Genomic DNA, 20395 nt, shown 5'->3' on the forward strand with positions numbered 1-20395 from the left:
AAAAGGGTAAGCTTTTTTATAAGCTTACCCTTTAAAGAATACCCTACTTATGAATATCTTAAATACTTTTTTTGAAGCAATTCAAACTGTAAACATCAATGTAATAGAAACACTCTTAAAAAGGTTTCCTAAACTTGCTAATGCAAAAGATAAAAGAGGTTTTACTCCTTTAGTTTTTGCTACCTATTTTGATAAAAAAGAAATTGCAGCAACCTTAATTCATCACAATGCAAATGTAAATCATAGAGATGCAAAAGGAAACACAGCTTTATTAGGTGTTGCCTTTAAAGGAAATGTAGAAATAGCTGAACTTCTTTTAAAGAATAACGCAAATATTAACGCGAAAAACAACCTTGGATATACATCTTTAATTTTTGCAACCATATACAATCAACAAAAAATGGTGGCCTTTTTATTAGAACAAAATGCAGATTCATCACTTAAAGATAAAGAAAACAAATCTGCTTTAGAATATGTTAAAGAAAAAGATTTTACAGAGATTATTAGCTTATTAGAAACTAAGGAAGCTACTTACTTGCAAACATTTTAATATCGTTTGCAGAGACTTCCTTTTCTCCCAATATAATTAAACGTTCTACAACATTTCTTAATTCACGAATGTTCCCTGTCCAATCATATTCTTGCAACAATTTAATTGCTGCAGATGAAAATGATTTTTTAGGAGTTCCTTGTTCTACAGATATTTTTGCAGTAAAAAAATCTACCAATAAAGGGATATCTTCTCTCCTATCATTTAAAGACGGAACTTGAATTAAAATAACTGCTAATCTGTGGTATAAATCTTCTCTAAATCTGCCTTCTTCTATTTCAACTTTAAGATTCTTATTTGTAGCTGCAACAATTCTAACATTTACCTTTATATCTTTATCAGAACCTACACGCTGAATTTTATTTTCTTGTAAAGCCCGTAATACTTTTGCTTGTGCAGACAAGCTCATATCTCCTATTTCATCTAAAAAAATAGTTCCTCCATTTGCAGCTTCAAACTTACCGGCTCTATCTTTATTTGCCCCCGTAAAAGAACCTTTAACATGCCCAAATAATTCGCTTTCTATTAATTCTGATGGAATTGCAGCACAATTTACCTCAATTAAAGAACCTTTAGATCTATCTGATTTTTCGTGTAACCAATGCGCAACCAATTCTTTTCCTGTTCCATTTGGTCCTGTAACTAAAACTCTTGCATCGGTTGGTGCTACTTTTTCAATCATCTCTTTTATCTGAGATATTGCAGTACTTTCACCAATCATTTCATAGTTTTTACTAACTTTCTTTTTTAATCTTTTATTCTCTACAATTAAAACTTTTTTATCCAAAGCATTTCTAACAGTATTTAAAAGTCTATTTAAATCTGGTGGCTTAGAGATATAATCGAAAGCTCCCAAACGCATTGTATTTACAGCAGTATCCAAATCTCCATGACCAGAAATCATAACAATCGGAATTTCTGGTTTTATTTTCTTAGCCTTTTCTAATACCTCAACACCATCCATTTTTGGCATTTTAATATCACATAAAACCAGATCATAGTCGTTATTCATAATCATTTCTATTCCTAACAAACCATCTTCTGCTTCTTCTACATTATAAGATTCATTTTCTTCAGAAATGATTTTTGTTAAAACCCTTCTAATAGCAGCTTCATCTTCTATAATTAATATTTTTGACATTATATTTTAAATTTAATACCTGTTCTTAAATAAAACGCATTTACATCATCTAAAGTATATACATTCTTTCTGTCTTTATCTCTTAATACATTGCTTAATCTTACTGTGTATCCACTGTACGCAAACAATACTAAATGTTTTGTAAATTGATATTCATACCCCAAACCTGCCACCAATACAGATAAAGATATATTGTCTGCTTCTTTATTATCTATAATTATTGGCGTTTTTAAATGTGCAAAATAACCATCTAAACCAACAAAAGATTGTAAACTATTTACTGGGTTTATTTTATATTTTAAATTCATTTTAGGCACCCCAATTGTATAAGACCATTTATCATCTACTTGCCTAAAGTAATTTATTAAAGGTAACGGAAAAGGAACCCCCGCAGTTGTGTTGTAGGTTAAACCTAACGTTAATCTATATGGTTTTGCTAAACTTTTATCTTTTGTTCTGTCTTTTATAAAGAAAAGCCCTCCGTTGATAAAAAAGTCTTCATTTGTTATTTTTTTGGTTAAAGTTGCCGCTAATCTTGGAGTAAAACTATAAGCAACTCTCCAATTATCACTTATTTTATGCGTAAAGGCTAAATTAAAATCAATAACATTAATATTTTCTAAAAGTGATGTATCAAAAGGATATTCGTCTTTTAGGTTTAAAAAAATTCTATTAAATTCTGATCCAATGATTAAATAACTGTCTTCTTTAATTTTAATTGGATAATTAAACAAAGCTCTAAGTCTAGTATACTGATCATCCGATTTTTTTTTAGGAATAAAAGAATATTCTATCCTAGCTAAATCTGTTAATTGAGCATTTGCTAAAAAGCTTATAAATAATATTAAAACAATAAGACACTTCTTCATTTTTTTATATTATTTAACCTGTCTACTTACCTCAGAATACACATGAACATCTCTTTGAGGAAATGGAATTGAAATATTGTGTTCTCTAAAGAGTTTATCTATTTCAAAACGAATATCACTTTGCGTAAATTGTGTTTTAAAACTATCTGCTAGTGTAAAAACTACTTTAAAATTTAACGAACTATCTCCAAAATCTTCAAAAAGAACAGAAACTGGTGGACTAATTAAAACACTTGGGTGAGATTTTGCCGCTTTAATCAATAACTCTTTTACCAATTGTACATCGCTACCATAAGCAACCCCCACTTTTACAGATTCTCTTGTTGTATTTCCGTTTTGCGTCCAATTATACAAACTGTTGGTTAAATATAAATGATTAGGAATTATCATCACTTTATTACTTAACGTTACTGCTCTTGTAGTTCTTAATTTTATTTCTTCTACTCTACCAACTTTACCGTCAAGTTCAATAACATCTCCGGCATGTACAGATTTATCAATCATTATAAATATACCAGAAATAATATCTTGAAATAATGTTTGTAATGCCAAACCAACACCAATTAAAAGTGCAGCAGATGCGGCAAAAAGTGCCGTTAAATTTACACCCATTTTATTCATCGTTACTAAAAAAATAACGACATAAATAATCCAACTGAAATAAGAAAATATACTTCTAATTTTTAGTTCATTCTCTGGTAGTAATTTTCTGTTAACTATTTTTTTTAACAACTTTAGCACTACAGAAGCAGTTGCCAAAGTAATTGTCAAAACAATAATATCCATAATACTTAAGCTAAAAGTATCGGTTATTTTATAGTTCGCATTTAAAAAGTCTAAAATTTCTCTCATTTAAATGCTTATTACCCTTTATATTTTAGCCATTTATACAAATCTTTATAGGTAGGTTTTTTACCATACATTAAGATACCTACTCTATAAATTTTAGCAGCTAACCAAACCATAAAAACAAAGGTAACCAACAATAATGCCATAGAAATAGCCAATTCATACCAAGAAACTCCAAAAGGGACTCTCATTAACATTACAATAGGACTTGTAAATGGAATATGTGAAAATAGTACCGCAATAGATCCATGAGGATCGTTTATAACGGTTGCAAAACCAACATACACCCCTAAAATTAAAGGCAACATAATTGGCAACATAAATTGTTGTGTATCGGTCTCGTTGTCTACTGCCGCACCAACAGCTGCAAATAAAGAACTGTATAACATAAACCCCCCTAAGAAGTAAAAAATAAATAATACAAACATTTTTAAAATTGGTAGTTTTAAAATTTCTTGTACAATCATCTGCCCTTTATCTCCAGCAGTGGCTTGCTTTACAGCTTCCATTTGTTCTGGAGAAACTCTTGCAGATTGTACTTCTACCATATCTACTCCAAATACAGAAGACGCTACTATAGAAATTACAAAAAGTATAATTCCCCATATTAGAAACTGCAACAATCCTGCTGAGGCATTTCCTAAAATTTTACCCAACATCAGTTGGAATGGTTTTACAGACGAAACAATAATTTCTATAATTCTACTTGTTTTTTCTTCAATAACACTTCGCATTACCGAAGTACCATAAATCATTACAAACATCATTAATAAATAACCAGCAATGGCACCAACACCAATTTTTAACCCGTTAATTAATTTAGAAGATTCTTCACCAGAAAAATTATACATTTTAATATCTGTATTAATCTTAGAAGATTCTATTTTTTCTATATCAATACCAAAATTATTAAGTTTTACATGCCTAATTTTTGTTTCAATTTTATTTTCTATAGAACTCACAACAGACATCCCTGGAGAGTCGGTAGAATAAAATTCTATAGATTTTGCTAACAATTCTAAACTATCCTGTTTCGGAATTATTAAAGCTCCATAATAATTACCTTCTTCTACTTTATTCTTTGTTTCTTCAATTCCTAAAGCTGTATAATCGGTATAATGAATGGTTTTAGAATCTTTAAAATCTTCTTTAGAGAATAATCCAGAATTATCTACATAGACAATTTCCTTTACCTTCTCATCATTTTTTTGCATCAGAAAATAAACCAAGGCTCCCATACCAACCATTAACAGCGGACTTAAAAAAGTCATCATTATAAATGATTTATTACGAACCTTTGCAATAAACTCTCGTTCTATAATTAGTTTTAATTTACTCATTTTCTTAACTGTTTTTATTTATTGCTTGAATAAAAATATCATTTGCACTTGGTATCAATTCTACAAAATGCTGTACTTCTCCTTTACTTGTTAAAAAAGATAATAAATCGTTTGCAGAATTCCCTTCTGTCAATTTTACATTCATTGTTAAACTATCATTCAATAATTTAAAATTTGATGGAGAAACTTCAAAGTTTTCTTTCAATTTCGCCTCTACTTCCTTAGGGTGATCGGTATTTAATCCTACTTGAAAAGTATGTGTTCTAAACTGACGTTTGATATCATCTAACTTTCCGTCTAAAATTTTATTCGATTTATCAATCAAAGCAATTTCATCACACATTTCTTCTACCGATTCCATTCTGTGGGTAGAAAAAATGATTGTTGCTCCTTCATCACGAAGTTGTAAAATTTCTTTGGCTATTAATTGTGCGTTAATAGGATCGAACCCAGAAAAAGGTTCATCAAAAATTAATAATTTAGGATTGTGCATCACCGTTACAATAAATTGTACTTTTTGCGCCATTCCTTTAGACAGTTCTTCAATTTTCTTGTTCCACCAAGCAGAAATATCAAACTTATCAAACCAATATTTTAAACGTTTTTTTGCTTCGGCCTTACTTAATCCTTTTAATTGTGCTAAATAGAGTGCTTGCTCCCCTACTTTCATAGATTTATACAAACCACGTTCTTCTGGTAAATAACCTATTTGAGCTGTATGATGTGGTGCCAATGCTTCGCCATCTAAAATGATAGAGCCGCTATCTGGCATTGTTATTTGATTGATGATTCTAATTAAAGATGTTTTTCCTGCACCATTAGGGCCTAACAATCCAAAAACACATCCTTTAGGTATATGTAATGAAACATCATTTAATGCTCTAAAATCTCCATAATTTTTTACAACATTATTAACTTCTAATAAATTTTTCATTGCCTCTTTATAATTTTTCTGAAAGTTCTCAGTAATCACAAACTTACATATTTTAATAATATTAGTATAAAAACTTCATAAAACGTTACAATATAATTTAAAAGACTTCAATTAATTATTACAATAAGACTACTCTTTTAAACCTAATTACTATATGATTACCTCCTAAAACAGAAAAAACTAAACCAAAATATCTATATTTTCTGTTAAATTTTACTATGCATGCATAACTTTTTCTGAATTTACTATGCATGCATAATAAATTTTTATATATTTGACATAATGGATAAATACAAATCAATAGATCACGAACTTAGGGCAACGTGGCAAGCTGTTGCAAAAGTATATAATGAGCAAGCAGTAAAACACGATAGCACAATGGCAACTGCTTTTGTTTTATTAAATATTGATAAACAAAAAGGAACCCCATCTACGGCTTTGGGGCCTTTAATGGGAATGGAGCCAACAAGTCTTTCTAGAATTTTAAAAACAATGGAAGATAAAGGTGCTATTTGCAGAGAAAAGAACCCAGAAGATGGTAGAAGTGTTATAATTAAATTGACAGACTATGGTAGAGAAATGCGTAAAGTATCTAGAGGCCATGTTATTCAGTTTAACGATACAGTAAGAAATAATGTTTCTGAAAAAGATTTAGCAGGATTTTTTAAGGTAACATCAACAATTAATAAATTAATTGCAGATAAAGATATTTATGAAAATGTCAACAATAAAGCAGTTTAACAAAAATGACTAAAGACTGAATGACCTAAGATAATTAGACTGAATGCAAAAGTCTTACGTCTTACGTCTTTTTAAATCATACGTCAAATAATTTTAAAACAAATGACTAGAAGAATTAAAAAAGTAGCAATAGTTGGCTCTGGAATTATGGGAAGTGGAATTGCATGTCATTTCGCAAACATTGGAGTTGAAGTTCTATTATTGGACATTGTGCCAAGAGAATTAAACGACAAAGAGAAAGCTAAAGGATTAACCCTTGAAGACAAAGTTGTACGAAATCGCTTAGTAAATGATGCACTTACAGCTTCCCTTAAATCAAAGCCCTCACCTATTTATAATCAGAAATTTGCAAACAGAATTACCACTGGTAATTTAGATGATGATATTGCAAAGGTTGCTGATGTAGATTGGATTATGGAGGTGGTTGTTGAGCGATTAGATATTAAAAAAAATGTTTTTGATAAACTAGAGAAATACAGAACTCCCGGAACTATTATTTCTTCTAATACTTCTGGTATTCCTATCAAGTTTATGAATGAAGGAAGAAGTGAAGATTTTCAAAAACATTTTGCAGTAACTCACTTTTTTAATCCTCCTAGATATTTAAAACTTTTTGAAGTTGTTCCTGGTCCAGATTGTAAACAAGAAGTTACAGACTTTTTAATGATGTATGGTGAAAAATTCTTAGGAAAAACATCTGTTTTAGCGAAAGATACGCCTGCATTTATAGGAAATAGAATTGGAATTTTCGGAATTCAATCTTTATTTCATCAAGTAAAAGAATTAGGTTTAACGGTAGAAGAAGTTGATAAGTTGACAGGGCCAGTAATTGGTCGTCCAAAATCTGCTACTTTTAGAACTGTTGATGTTGTTGGTTTAGATACTTTGGTACATGTTGCTAATGGTATTTATGAAAACTGCCCTAATGATGAAGCGCATGATTTATTTAAGCTTCCTGGTTTCATCAATACAATGATGGAAAATAAATGGTTAGGAAGTAAAACAGGTCAAGGTTTCTACAAAAAGACAGTTGTTGATGGTAAGAAAGAAATCTTAACATTAGACTTAGACACTTTAGAATATCGTGCTTCTAAAAGAGCAAAATTTGCAACTTTAGAACTTACGAAAACGATTGATAAACCAATTGATAGATTTAAAGTATTAGTTGGTGGTAAAGATAAAGCTGGTGAATTCTATAGAAAAAACTTTGCAGCCATGTTTGCGTATGTTCAGAATAGAATTCCAGAAATTTCTGATGAAATCTACAAAATTGATGATGCAATGAAAGCTGGTTTTGGTTGGGAGAATGGTCCTTTCGAAATTTGGGATGCCGTTGGTGTAGAAGCAGGAATAGAATTAATGAAAGCAGATGGAGTAGCACCTGCAACTTGGGTTACAGAAATGTTAGCTGCTGGTTCTAAATCTTTTTACTCTGTTAAAGAAGGCGCAACTTATTTTTATGATATTCCTTCTAAATCTCAGGCTAAGAAACCGGGTCAAGAATCGTTTATCATTTTAGATAACATTAGAAAATCAAACGAAGTTTTTAAAAACTCTGGTGTTGTAATAGAAGATATTGGAGATGGAATTTTAAACCTAGAATTTCAATCTAAAATGAATACCATTGGTGGTGATGTTTTAGCAGGTATTAATAAAGGGATTGATATTGCACAAAAAGATTTTCAAGGTTTGGTTATTGGTAATCAAGCAGCAAATTTCTCTGTAGGTGCAAATATTGGTATGATTTTTATGATGGCTGTAGAGCAAGAATATGATGAATTAAATTATGCTATTAAATATTTTCAAGATACTATGATGCGTATGCGTTATTCTTCTATACCAACTATTTCTGCTCCTCATGGAATGGCTTTAGGTGGTGGTTGTGAAATTTCTTTACACGCAGATAAAGTGGTTGCAGCAGCAGAAACGTATATGGGATTAGTAGAATTTGGAGTTGGTGTAATTCCTGGTGGTGGTGGTTCTAAAGAAATGGCTTTAAGAGCATCAGATTCTTTTCAGAAAGGAGACGTAGAGTTAAACATTTTACAAGAAAACTTTTTAACTATTGGTATGGCAAAAGTATCTACTTCTGCTTACGAGGCTTTCGATTTAGGTTTACTTCAACAAGGAAAAGATGTAGTAGTTGTTAATAAAGACAGACAAATAGCAACTGCAAAAGCACATGCAAAACTAATGGCAGAAAGTGGGTATACACAACCTGTAAAACGAAACGATGTTAGAGTTTTAGGTAAGCAAGCTTTAGGGATGTTCTTAGTAGGTACAGATTCTATGCAAGATTCTAAATACATTTCTGAACATGATATGAAAATCGCCAATAAACTAGCATACGTTATGGCTGGTGGAGATTTATCTGAACCAACATTGGTTACAGAACAGTATTTATTAGATTTAGAACGTGAAGCGTTTTTATCTCTTTGTACAGAACGTAAAACATTAGAAAGAATTCAACACATGTTAAAAACGGGGAAACCTCTTAGGAATTAAGTACTAAGTATACAGTATTAAGATTGAGCAACTTTAACAAAATGATTTCACAGAATAATACTTAATACTAAAATCGAAATACTATTATTATGCACAGATTTGAAGATTTAAAAATATGGCAGAAAGCAATGGATATAACAGAGAAATGTTATATCGCTTCTGAAAATTTTCCTAAAGAAGAAAAATACGGATTAACATCTCAACTTCGAAGAAGTGCAGTTTCTATACCTTCAAATATTTCTGAAGGAGCTGGAAGAAATACAAATGGAGAATTTAAGCAGTTTTTAGGAATTGCAAATGGTTCTTCTTATGAATTATTAACTCAATTATATTTATCAAAAAGATTAAATTTAATTACTGAAGAAAATGTAAGGCCTATTATTAATGAAATACTTGAAGTAACAAGAATGAATTTTTCTCTTCAAAAATCATTAACCAAATCTTAATTCTTTATACTAAAATCTTAATACTAATGACAAAACAAGCATATATAGTAAAAGCATATAGAACCGCAGTTGCAAAAGCTCCAAAAGGTGTTTTTCGCTTTAAACGTGCAGATGAATTAGGTGCAGAAACCATTCAGCACATGATGAAAGAATTACCAAATTTAGACGTAAAACGTATAGATGACGTAATTGTTGGTAACGCAATGCCAGAAGGTGCACAAGGTTTAAACATGGCACGTTTTATTTCTTTAATAGGATTAAATTCTGTCGATGTACCTGGAGTTACTGTAAACAGATTCTGTTCTTCGGGACTAGAAACAATTGCAATGGCAGCAGCTAAAATTCAAGCAGGAATGGCTAGTTGTATTATTGCCGGTGGAGCAGAAAGCATGAGTTCTGTACCAATGACAGGATTTAAACCAGAATTAAATTATGATACCGTAAAATCTGGTCACGCAGATTATTATTGGGGAATGGGAAATACTGCAGAAGCAGTTGCAAATCAGTTTAAGGTTTCTAGAAAAGACCAAGATGAATTTGCCTTTAAATCTCATATGAAAGCTTTAAAAGCACAAGCAGAAAATCGTTTTCAAGATCAAATTGTTCCTATTGAAGTGGAGCAAACTTATCTAGATGAAAACGGAAAGAAAGCAACAAGAAAATATACCGTAAATAAAGATGAAGGTCCTAGAAAAGGAACTAGCATTGAAGCTTTAACAAAACTGAGAGCAGTATTTGCTGCTGGAGGAAGTGTAACAGCTGGTAATTCATCTCAAATGAGTGATGGAGCTGCCTTTGTTATGGTAATGAGCGAAGAAATGGTAAAAGAATTAAATCTAGAACCAATTGCAAGAGTCGTAAATTATGCTGCTGCTGGTGTAGAACCAAGAATTATGGGAATTGGGCCTGTTGCTGCAATACCTAAAGTTTTAAAACAAGCAGGTTTACAACAAAACGATATTGAGTTAATTGAATTGAATGAAGCTTTTGCTTCTCAATCTTTAGCTGTAATGCGTGAGTTAGATTTAAACCAAGATATTGTAAATGTAAATGGTGGTGCCATTGCATTAGGTCATCCATTAGGTTGTACAGGAGCAAAATTATCTGTACAATTATTTGATGAAATGCGCAAGCTCGATATGAAAAACAAATACGGAATGGTAACGATGTGTGTAGGTACTGGTCAAGGTGCTGCAGGTGTGTTTGAATTCCTTTCATAATAAAAGTATAACTATAAAAAAATTGAAGAAGTAATAGAAGAATTCCAAAAGATAACAATGGAATTTCAGAATTGCCAACAAAAGCAGTCTATTTTTATATTCTTTCTTCTATAACCTAATAAAACAATTAACAAAATGGCAGAATTATTAAGAGGTGGTCAATTTCTTGTAAAAGAAACAAACTGTGAAGATATATTTACTCCAGAAGATTTTTCTGAAGAGCAACAAATGATGAAGGAAGCTGTGATGGAATTTAATGATCGAGAGATCATTCCTCACAAAGCTCGTTTTGAAGCAAAAGATTATGCACTTACAGAAGAAGTAATGCGTAAAGCCGGTGAATTAGGATTTTTAGGAGTAGCAGTTCCTGAAGCTTATGGAGGTTTAGGAATGGGATTTGTTTCTACCTTACTAACTTGTGATTATATTTCTAGTGGAACAGGTTCTTTTAGTACGGCATTTGGTGCACATACCGGAATAGGTACAATGCCAATTACATTATACGGAACCGAAGAACAAAAGCAAAAATACGTTCCTAAATTGGCTACTGGAGAATGGTTTGGAGCTTATTGTTTAACGGAACCAGGTGCTGGTTCTGATGCAAATTCAGGAAAAACTACCGCAGAATTATCTGCTGATGGAAAAACATACAAAATTAACGGTCAAAAAATGTGGATTTCAAACGCAGGTTTTTGTAAATTAATGATTGTTTTTGCCCGTATAGAAGATGATAAAAACATAACTGGTTTTATTGTTGAGTTTGATAAAGAAAATCCAAACGGAATTACATTAGGAGAAGAAGAACATAAATTAGGTATTAGAGCATCATCTACAAGACAAGTATTTTTTAACGATACAGTGGTACCTGTAGAAAATATGTTAGCGGGTCGTGGCGAAGGTTTTAAAATTGCCATGAACGCTTTAAATGTTGGTCGTATTAAATTAGCGGGTGCATGTTTAGATTCTCAACGTAGAATTATTTCTCATGCCGTAAATTATGCAAACGAACGTAAACAATTTAAAACCCCTATTTCAGATTTTGGAGCTATTAAAGTAAAACTAGCAGAAATGGCTACCAATGCTTATGTTGGTGAATCTGCAACTTATAGATCTGCAAAAGATATCGAAGATAGAATTGCGTTAAGAGTGGCTGCAGGAAATACACATCAAGAAGCAGAATTAAAAGGTGTAGAAGAATATGCTATTGAATGTTCTATTTTAAAAGTAGCAGTTTCTGAAGATGTACAAAACTGTGCTGATGAAGGAATTCAGATTTTTGGTGGAATGGGATTCTCTGAAGAAACACCTATGGAATCTGCTTGGAGAGATGCAAGAATTGCTCGTATTTATGAAGGTACCAATGAAATTAACAGAATGCTTTCTGTAGGTATGTTAATTAAAAAAGCAATGAAGGGACATGTCGATTTATTAGGCCCTGCAACAGAAGTTGCCAATAGTTTAATGGGGATTCCTTCTTTTGAGACACCAGATTTTTCTGAGTTATTTTCTGAAGAAAAATTAATGATTTCTAAATTAAAGAAAACATTTTTAATGGTTGCAGGTGCAGCACTTCAAAAATATGGTCCAGAAATAGAGAAGCACCAACAGTTATTAATTGCTGCTTCAGATATTTTAATAGAAATCTATATGGCAGAATCTGCTATCTTAAGAACAGAGAAAAATGTAAAACGTACTAGTGAAGCAGCACAATCTGTACAGATTGCAATGTCTAAACTATACTTATATCATGCAGTAGATATTATTGAAGAAAAAGGTAAAGAAAGTATTATTTCTTTTGCTGAAGGTGATGAGCAACGTATGATGTTAATGGGCTTAAAACGTTTTACTAAATACCAAAACTATCCAGATATCGTAGATTTACGTAACGAAATAGCAGAAAAAGTAAAAGCAGAAAATCAATACTGCTTCTAAAAATCTCTTGATGTCAAATTGAGTTTGTTAAAGTTACCAAATTCTTTTTCAAACTCAACTGACTATCAAAAAAGATAATTATCGTTTTTATATTATAGTTAGTTGTTGTTTTAAGAAACCATCATATTTATGATGGTTTTTTTATGCTTAAATTCTTAATAAAATAATTAAATTAGATTAATTTTGAGGTTCTTTAGGCTTACATAAAAATATTCCATAATGAAAAATAAAATTATTATTTCTCTTTTTACTGTCTTTATCTTTTTAGGATGTAAAACTCAAATTACAACTATAAAACAAAAAAACATCCGTAAAACATCTCTTCAAGATCATGCTATTCAAGCCGTATTATGGCAACAAAATGCATCAGAATATAAAGCACTCACTTATCAAGCATACAATTTAGCACAACTTAGGTTAGATCAAATTCTGGCTAATAATAATTCACAAAAACCAATTGCTATTGTTACAGATATAGATGAAACTCTTTTAGATAATAGTCCTTACTCTGGTAAGCAAATTGAATTAGATGAAAATTACACTTCAGAAAGATGGGCAGAATGGGTAGCACAGAAAAAAGCCAATGCAATACCTGGGGCGCTCGCTTTTTTTAATTACGCTAAAAGTAAAAATGTAGCTGTATTTTATATTTCTAACAGATCTGCAGAACAAACAAAAGAGACAATAGAAAACTTAAAGTTAAAAGGGTTTCCTTTTGCTGATGAAACTCATGTACTTTTAAAAACGAACAGCAGCGAAAAAGGAACAAGAAGAAGTATTGTTAACCAAACCCATGAAATTGTATTACTACTTGGAGATAATTTATCTGACTTTTCATCTATATTTGAAAATAGCACTACTACAAAAAGGAATAAAAACACTGATAGTTTAAAGACTTTCTTTGGAAATAAATATATTGTTTTACCAAATCCTATGTATGGAGATTGGGAAACAAAAGGGGTTTTAGAAGGAAATTATAATTGGACAAATTCTCAAAAAGATTCTATCCGTCGTAAAAAAATCACTTCTTATTAAATTGATTTTTAGATCAACCTTATAAAAAGTGATTTACATCCCCACTTAAAAATATTAATTATCAACAGAATACCTATTAAACAAACTTCTTTGTATTACTTTTTTGGCATTACTTAGAAGTTTTTCAATTTCAGGAATCGATTTTTTCTGTATTTCTGCAATTTCTTCAATTTTTAATTTCTGATTTGTAAATAAATAGAAAACAATGCGCATAGCAGCTGGCATATTGTGCAACACTAATTCTATATGCTCATTTACTTTATCTTCACCTAATTGCATATCTAATTTATCTACCAAATCTTTCTCATCATTTTCTACAAATACATGGTCTAAATTATACTCAACCTGTTTATAGGCTACATCATCTAACTCTTCTAGCAACATCAAATCTCCATCACCGTCCGTACTAAACTCCTCTTGCATTTCATCCCATTCTAGCTTAGAGTAATCATCAATATTCTTAAAAAACAATTCATTAAACTCCTCCTCAACAATAACATCTTCTAACAAATCATTTGTTTTTTTAAACAACCATAAATAGAAATTACTTTCACTTTCTACCTCATCAATAGCATCGTAAATGGTGATAAAAAGCTGATCGATAATATCGTCTGCTTTGTATTTCTTTTTAGAAAAGTGCCCCTTTTTTATAGCAGTATTCAATCTTTGGTTTACATACTTTCTAATTTCTGGTAAGATTTTTAAGACCAATTCATTAAAAGAGGTTTGATTTGCTTCTTTTTTTAATTCTACTAAACTAGAAAATGACTTTGTTACAAACAGACGAAACTCGGTTTGGGTTTCAAAATAAGAAATGCTCGTTTTCATAATAAAATACTTTAGAGATATTTCTAAAGGTGCAAAATAAGTTGTAAAAATAAAATGATAAAAGTCAGTTAACCTTTAAAACCATCTATTTTATATAAATCTAAGTTTCATCTAATTAAATGAAATTAGGGTTTAAAAAAATCCAATAAAAATTTAATAAATTTTTATTGCACTACAATCCATTTAATATCAGTACTTTTGCACGCAATTTGAAAACACACAAATGAAACGTATTAAAGAATATAAAAAACTTTTTAAAGTAGAAGGACCTATCGATTTAAAAGATTTAAAAAAGGCTTATAGAGGTTTAGTAAAAGAATGGCATCCAGATAAGTTTACTGATGAAGCTAAAAAGGAGGAAGCAGACCTTATGAGTACTCAAATTATTGATGGGTACCATTTCTTGGTAAGTATAGCTCCAGAAACTAAAGAAGCTAATTTAGATGCTTATAAAAAAACGATAACAGAATTTCAGGTTGCAGATTGGCACCACAAAAGTATGTTATTAGAAGTTACTTTTACAGACGGAAATAAATACGAATACTTTGGTGTTAGTAAAATACTTTTCGGAAAATTTGTAAACGCAAAATCAATGAACAACTTTGGTAAAAGAAATATTTTTAATTCTTTTACTTACAGAAAATCAATGAAAGCTTCTGTAACTGTTTAAAGACTTTTCTTATAAAAACAAAAAAGAGATTGCTATTTGCAATCTCTTTTTTGTTTTATATAAAACGTACTTATTTCTGATTTAAAACTAAATTAAAATGAATATTTATCATTTCAGAAACTACAATTAACCCTAACATCTTTTTGGGTGCTTTGATATTAAAATCTTCTATATTTAGATTTAAATTTCCCGAAACTAAAAACTCATCATCTTCTTCAATCGTTACCGGAACTTTGTATTTTTTAGAAACACCAGCAATTGTCATTTCTACCAATGCCTCTGTTATTGTTTCTTCTTTTTCTACTTCTTTTAAGTTTAATAAAATTTTTGGAAATTCTTCTGATTTTAATAACTTAAAAAAATCCTTATTCATTACCTTGTTACCACAATCAAAACCAGAATTTTTCAATTCTAAAACAGCCTTTTCAAAATAAACTTTATTTCCTACCTTTTTAAAAGACAATGGAATTGTTTTATCAACTTCATAGAAATTAAAATTACATGCAAACTTATTTACATTTGTAGAACCTAAAATTTCTAATTTACTTTCTGACGCTATTTTAATTATTGTATTGTTATTTAATACATTTATTTTAGTGAAAGAAAATAAGATTAATGAAATTATGATTAAAATAATATTTTTACTCATAGTTTTTCTTCTTTCTGATTATCTTAACTATTTAAAAAAACAAACCCCTTATCTTTTTTACATTTCATAAGGGGTTTGTTAAATTATTAAAAAATAATTTTTAGGTAGGTAACTTAAAAACTAATTGCTGCTTCTAAGATTACTCCATTAAATTTACCTTCGTTTAAAGTGCTTGTTGCTCCAAAACCTTCATATTTTTGATTCACATATTCCATTTTCATTAAAATATTGTTTGTCATAAACCAACCAGCAACTAATTGAGATCTTTTAATTGCAATATCTCCATGTGTCATGTCTTCTGAATCTACAGCATTATAACGGCCACCAATATACAAATTTTCGTTTTTTCCAAATCTATAAATAAGTTCTGCAGCAAGTTGATTTGCTGTTCTGTCTTCTAATTCTGCTGTTGCTTTCCCAGAAGCTGTTTCTATAGTTCCAAAGAATTCTAATCCTTTATATTTTATAAATGGATTGAACATAATTGCAGAAATACTATTTTTTAAATTTGGGTTATATCTACCAGATCTAAAGTCGTCTCCAGCTGCATCTGCAGCAATCATTACACCATAATATCTAGAACCTGCTCTATCCGCAGCATATAAATAAGAATTTGGTACATACCCTGTGTTATAAATAGATCCTGTAATTCTTACTCTTAAATCTGAATTGATTTGTTTATCATATCCTAATTTTGCTAAGAAAGAAGCACCTCCAGAACTCCCTTCCTCATATATCCCAGGGCTTAACTCTTCTTCTGATTTATCTACAGATTGATTTAGTTTACCATTGGTAATACCTAACATTCCTATAAAACCATTCTTTTGAACAAGTACCTCTGCTCCTACTTCTGTTGTATAAGAATCCATAATTAAATTTCCAACAAATGGGTTGTGCATCGTTTGTGCATTATCACTTCTTCTAAAGTGAGCATCACCATAATTGTTTTCCATATGACCTATTTTTATAGTAGTATAGTTCATAAAGTCTTCCATGAAACCTTCTTTAATGAAATCTAATTTATCTATTTGAAAATACCCTCCTTTTACATAAGTTTCATGATGATGACGAGATGATAAAAAAGTACGTAAGTGCATTCTAACTCCATCATATAAAGCAACATCTATATCTAAATTTGCAGTTGCCAAATTAAAGTTAGACCCAATTGGTTGTAATCTTACGCTTTCTGAGTTTTCATGACTTATTCCTTGAAACTGAAGCGTAGAAGCTCCTCCAAATCGAACCTTTAAGCCATCAAAACCAGACTCTGTAGTTTTTGGTGCTTCAAATACATTTACACCTCTTTTATCTGTGTATCTATAATTATCTAAATCTCTATTACTCTGAGCTGAAACTCCTATACTTCCTAAAATTAAAGCTGTTGCTAACGTTTTTTGAAAAATTTTTCTCATTACTTTTGAATTTGAATTGAATTTGAATTTGAATTTGAATTATTTTAAAATTGTATTGAATTTGATTGTTACCTCATCACCTGTTTTAATAGTACCTAGTAATGCTGTAGGAGGAGAAACTTTGTAATCCGTCATTTTTAGTGATTTTTCTCCTACAAGTTTTACTGTTCCTTCATTAATATTTAAATTAAAATCTAATGAAATTCTTTTAGTAACTCCTGCTATCTTTAAATCTCCCTTTGTTTTTACTTTGAAATTTCCATCTTTTAAATCTGTAATTTCTTCTGTACTTACAAGTTGAAATTCAATCGTTTTATATTTTTTGGTATCTAAAGCTTTATAAGTGTTTTTATCCATTCCGTTTTTTCCACTTTTTAAACTTTCTACTTCAACTGTAAAATTTAGTTTTTTAATTTGAAGTTCATTTGCAGTTTCTAAAGAGATAACTCCAGATTGGTTTTCTGTTTCAATTTCCCAATCATGAATATTTGAAGTCCCATAAACTAATAATGAAGAATTTTGAGTATTTACTGAAAACTCTTGAGCATTAAGCTTAATTGATGTACATAAAAACATAGCAAACATTCCTAAAATCACTACGTTTAATCTTTTCTGATAAATCATATTTCTATCGTTTTTTAATTATAATGCAAATATATTTTATTAAAGAAGCTCTATATATGAGGAATATCATCCTTGTAAAAAACAGAAGAGAGGCTACATAAATGTAGCCTCTCTTTTTTAAAAAATTGTATTTCCTATTGTAAATGTACTTTATTCTAATGCACCTAAATAACGTTCTGCATCTAAAGCCGCCATACAACCTGTACCTGCAGCTGTAACTGCTTGTCTGTATTCTTTATCCTGAATATCACCAGCAGCAAATACTCCTGGTAAATTTGTTTTTGTAGATTTCCCTTTGGTAATCAAATACCCTGTTTCATCCATATCTAAAACACCTTTAAATAAGTCTGAATTTGGTTTATGACCAATTGCAATAAAAACTCCAGTAACTGCAATATCCGTAGTTTCTTTTGTTTGATTGTTAATTGCTCTTACACCTTCTACCACATTAGATCCTAAAACCTCATCTATCTCAGTATTGTATAAAACTTCAATATTTTTAGTTTTATTAACCCTATGTTGCATCGCTTTAGAAGCTCTCATAAAATCTTTACGAACTAAAATAGTAACCTTACTACAAATATTTGATAAATATGTAGCTTCTTCTGCAGCAGTATCTCCTGCACCAACCACAACAACATCTTGTCCTTTATAGAAAAATCCATCACAAGTTGCACAAGCTGAAACTCCACCACCAATTAAACGCTGCTCACTTTCTATCCCTAAATATTTTGCAGTAGCTCCTGTAGAAATAATAATTGTTTCTGCTTCAATATGTTTGGTTTCATCTACAATAACTTTATGAATTCCACCAACTTTATCACTTAAATCTACCTTTGTAACCAATCCAAAACGAACCTCTGTACCAAAACGCTCTGCTTGCTTTTTAAGGTCTTCCATCATTGCGGTACCATCTGTTCCTTCTGCATATCCAGGAAAATTATCAACTTCAGTTGTAGTTGTTAATTGACCTCCCATTTGCATTCCTGTATACATTACAGGTTTCATGTCTGCTCTGGCTGCATAAATTGCGGCTGTATATCCGGCAGGACCAGAACCAATAATTAAACATTTTATTTTTTCTATTGTATCTGACATTTTAAATTTCTTTGATTATGGATAACAAAAATATTCATTTTTATTCCTTTAGACCACTATTGTTTATAAGTTTTAACAATGGAAAAATAGGTTTATAACATTGAAATATTATTTTGGAAGTAATTTAATAATCCCTAAATTTTCTACACCAACATATATAAAACCATCTAAACCTTGTTCTATAGAGCGAACTCTCCCAATATCTTTTAGCATTTTTACTTCTTTAAAAACTTTATTTCCTTTTAAAACACATCTGGTTAAATATTGAAACTTTAAAGAGCCTATTAATAAATTACTTTTCCAATTACCATATTTATCACTGTTTATAAAAGCCATACCACTTGGCGCAATAGAGGGTGTCCAATAATAAATTGGGTTCTCCATATTAGGTAAACTAGTGTTATCTGTAAATTTAGTCCCACTATAATTAACACCATAACTTACTTTTGGCCAACCGTAATTCTTACCTTTCTTAATAATATTTATTTCATCACCTCCTTTTGGACCATGTTCATGAGACCAAATTTCTTTTGTTAAAGGGTTTATTTCCATCCCTTGCGGATTTCTATGCCCATAGCTATAAACGGCTTTTTTGGCATTACTAATATTTATAAAAGGATTGTTTTTCGGGATAGTACCATCATCATTTAATCGGTATATTTTACCGCCATCTTTTGTAAGATCTTGCGGATACTCGTCTCTATTACCTCTATCTCCCACACTAAAATACACATGGTTTTCTTCATCAAAAGTTATTCTAGAGCCAAAATGTTGTCCTTTAGTAGAATTAGGACTCGCTTTATACAAGACTTGTTGATCTATTAATTGATTGTTTTTTAATTTTGCTCTCATTAAAGTTGTATTCCCTCCACTCCCTTTTCCTTCGGATGAAGCATAGGTAAAATAAATCCAATTATTTTTTTGATAATTAGGATGCAACTCAATATCTAGAAATCCTCCCTGACCTCTATGGTAAATTTTTGGGACACCTTGCACCTCTCTTTTCACACCATTTTTAAAATGAATTAACTTTCCTTCTTTTTCTGTAATTAATAAAGCATTGTCTGGTAAAAAAGTAAAACCCCACGGATTTGTTAAATCTGGCACAATTAACTCATACTCTTTACTTTGAGAAAACCCAAATACAATAAAACTAAAATAGACGAAAATGATATAAAAAGATTGCTTCATTTTTTTAAAAATAAAATTAAAATTTCAATAAATATATAAATATTATTCTATATTTGCAGTCGCAAATTGATTTATCAATTTTCGGGGTGTAGCGTAGCCCGGTCATCGCGCCTCGTTTGGGACGAGGAGGTCGCAGGTTCGAATCCTGCCACCCCGACTTAAATTAATACCAATAGAAACTAAAACCTTGTAAATCATATGATTTATAAGGTTTTGTGGTTTTTAAGCTATCATAAGAATTGAATCAATATGGTTTAATTCGGTTCACAATGCGGTTCACAATGCGGTTCACACATTTAAAATTGTAAAAGTGTGAACCGTATAAAAACTTAAAAACCTGTAATTGAAATAGTTGATTTGA

19 protein-coding genes and 1 tRNA gene are annotated in these 20395 nt (G+C 30.5%); 9 read left to right on the forward strand and 11 right to left on the reverse strand.

Features of this window, described 5'->3' with window-relative positions; genetic code table 11:
* Positions 1-49: 49 nt before the first annotated feature.
* Positions 50-550, forward strand: a complete 501-nt coding sequence (locus WG945_RS06270; RefSeq protein ID WP_068450551.1) for an ankyrin repeat domain-containing protein — start codon at positions 50-52, stop codon at positions 548-550.
* Here WG945_RS06270 and WG945_RS06275 read toward each other — a convergent pair.
* From WG945_RS06275 to WG945_RS06295, 5 genes are read right to left on the reverse strand one after another with little or no spacing between them, the layout of a single operon-like run.
* Positions 528-1691, reverse strand: a complete 1164-nt coding sequence (locus WG945_RS06275) for a sigma-54-dependent transcriptional regulator (RefSeq protein ID WP_068450549.1) — start codon at positions 1689-1691, stop codon at positions 528-530. The genes WG945_RS06270 and WG945_RS06275 overlap by 23 nt on opposite strands.
* Complete coding sequence (locus WG945_RS06280; protein ID WP_068450547.1) at positions 1691-2560, reverse strand: DUF6268 family outer membrane beta-barrel protein; 870 nt, start codon at positions 2558-2560, stop codon at positions 1691-1693. The genes WG945_RS06275 and WG945_RS06280 overlap by 1 nt, the downstream gene beginning before the upstream one ends.
* Before the next feature lie 9 nt (positions 2561-2569).
* Entirely contained in the window at positions 2570-3412 is an 843-nt protein-coding gene (locus tag WG945_RS06285) for a mechanosensitive ion channel family protein (RefSeq protein ID WP_068450545.1), read from the reverse strand.
* Positions 3413-3423: 11 nt separating this feature from the next.
* Entirely contained in the window at positions 3424-4749 is a 1326-nt protein-coding gene (locus WG945_RS06290; protein ID WP_068450543.1) for an ABC transporter permease, read from the reverse strand.
* A gap of 4 nt (positions 4750-4753) precedes the next feature.
* The gene (locus WG945_RS06295; RefSeq protein ID WP_068450875.1) at positions 4754-5683 is read right to left on the reverse strand and encodes an ABC transporter ATP-binding protein; all 930 of its coding nucleotides are present in this window, start codon (positions 5681-5683) and stop codon (positions 4754-4756) included.
* 282 nt (positions 5684-5965) lie between these two features.
* Between WG945_RS06295 and WG945_RS06300 the strand changes: the two genes are divergently transcribed.
* From WG945_RS06300 to WG945_RS06325, 6 genes are all read left to right on the forward strand, one after another.
* Positions 5966-6424: a MarR family winged helix-turn-helix transcriptional regulator gene (locus tag WG945_RS06300; RefSeq protein ID WP_068450541.1), complete on the forward strand. Its 459-nt coding sequence runs from the start codon at positions 5966-5968 to the stop codon at positions 6422-6424.
* A 102-nt stretch (positions 6425-6526) separates the two neighbouring features.
* On the forward strand, positions 6527-8929 hold the full coding sequence (locus WG945_RS06305; RefSeq protein WP_068450539.1) for a 3-hydroxyacyl-CoA dehydrogenase/enoyl-CoA hydratase family protein: 2403 nt from the start codon (positions 6527-6529) through the stop codon (positions 8927-8929).
* An 89-nt stretch (positions 8930-9018) separates the two neighbouring features.
* A complete protein-coding gene (locus WG945_RS06310) occupies positions 9019-9375 on the forward strand; it encodes a four helix bundle protein (RefSeq protein ID WP_068450537.1) in 357 nt (118 codons plus the stop codon).
* Positions 9376-9401: 26 nt separating this feature from the next.
* Complete coding sequence (locus WG945_RS06315; protein ID WP_068450535.1) at positions 9402-10595, forward strand: acetyl-CoA C-acyltransferase; 1194 nt, start codon at positions 9402-9404, stop codon at positions 10593-10595.
* A 135-nt stretch (positions 10596-10730) separates the two neighbouring features.
* Positions 10731-12527, forward strand: a complete 1797-nt coding sequence (locus tag WG945_RS06320) for an acyl-CoA dehydrogenase family protein (RefSeq protein WP_068450534.1) — start codon at positions 10731-10733, stop codon at positions 12525-12527.
* A gap of 219 nt (positions 12528-12746) precedes the next feature.
* Complete coding sequence (locus WG945_RS06325; RefSeq protein ID WP_068450533.1) at positions 12747-13562, forward strand: 5'-nucleotidase, lipoprotein e(P4) family; 816 nt, start codon at positions 12747-12749, stop codon at positions 13560-13562.
* A 54-nt stretch (positions 13563-13616) separates the two neighbouring features.
* On the opposite strand, the gene WG945_RS06330 is transcribed toward WG945_RS06325, so the two are convergent.
* Entirely contained in the window at positions 13617-14390 is a 774-nt protein-coding gene (locus WG945_RS06330; RefSeq protein ID WP_068450532.1) for an RNA polymerase sigma factor, read from the reverse strand.
* A gap of 223 nt (positions 14391-14613) precedes the next feature.
* On the opposite strand from WG945_RS06330, the gene WG945_RS06335 reads away from it, so the two are divergent.
* Positions 14614-15060, forward strand: coding sequence for a KTSC domain-containing protein (locus WG945_RS06335; RefSeq protein ID WP_068450531.1), 447 nt, complete (start codon positions 14614-14616; stop codon positions 15058-15060).
* Between the two features lie 70 nt (positions 15061-15130).
* On the opposite strand, the gene WG945_RS06340 is transcribed toward WG945_RS06335, so the two are convergent.
* From WG945_RS06340 to WG945_RS06360, 5 genes are all read right to left on the reverse strand, one after another.
* Entirely contained in the window at positions 15131-15709 is a 579-nt protein-coding gene (locus tag WG945_RS06340; protein WP_068450529.1) for a YceI family protein, read from the reverse strand.
* Positions 15710-15822: 113 nt separating this feature from the next.
* Positions 15823-17121 (reverse strand): hypothetical protein, encoded by a 1299-nt coding sequence (locus WG945_RS06345; protein ID WP_068450527.1) that lies wholly within the window; start codon positions 17119-17121, stop codon positions 15823-15825.
* Positions 17122-17160: 39 nt separating this feature from the next.
* Positions 17161-17745 (reverse strand): YceI family protein, encoded by a 585-nt coding sequence (locus tag WG945_RS06350; protein ID WP_068450525.1) that lies wholly within the window; start codon positions 17743-17745, stop codon positions 17161-17163.
* Between the two features lie 150 nt (positions 17746-17895).
* Positions 17896-18843, reverse strand: coding sequence for a thioredoxin-disulfide reductase (gene trxB / locus WG945_RS06355; RefSeq protein WP_068450523.1), 948 nt, complete (start codon positions 18841-18843; stop codon positions 17896-17898).
* A 108-nt stretch (positions 18844-18951) separates the two neighbouring features.
* Positions 18952-20034, reverse strand: coding sequence for a PQQ-dependent sugar dehydrogenase (locus WG945_RS06360; RefSeq protein WP_068450521.1), 1083 nt, complete (start codon positions 20032-20034; stop codon positions 18952-18954).
* A gap of 82 nt (positions 20035-20116) precedes the next feature.
* Between WG945_RS06360 and WG945_RS06365 the strand changes: the two genes are divergently transcribed.
* Positions 20117-20191: transfer RNA gene (locus tag WG945_RS06365), tRNA-Pro, on the forward strand.
* Positions 20192-20395: the final 204 nt, after the last annotated feature.

The sequence above is a fragment of the Polaribacter atrinae genome, from assembly GCF_038023995.1.
Classification (GTDB): Bacteria; Bacteroidota; Bacteroidia; order Flavobacteriales; family Flavobacteriaceae; genus Polaribacter; species Polaribacter atrinae.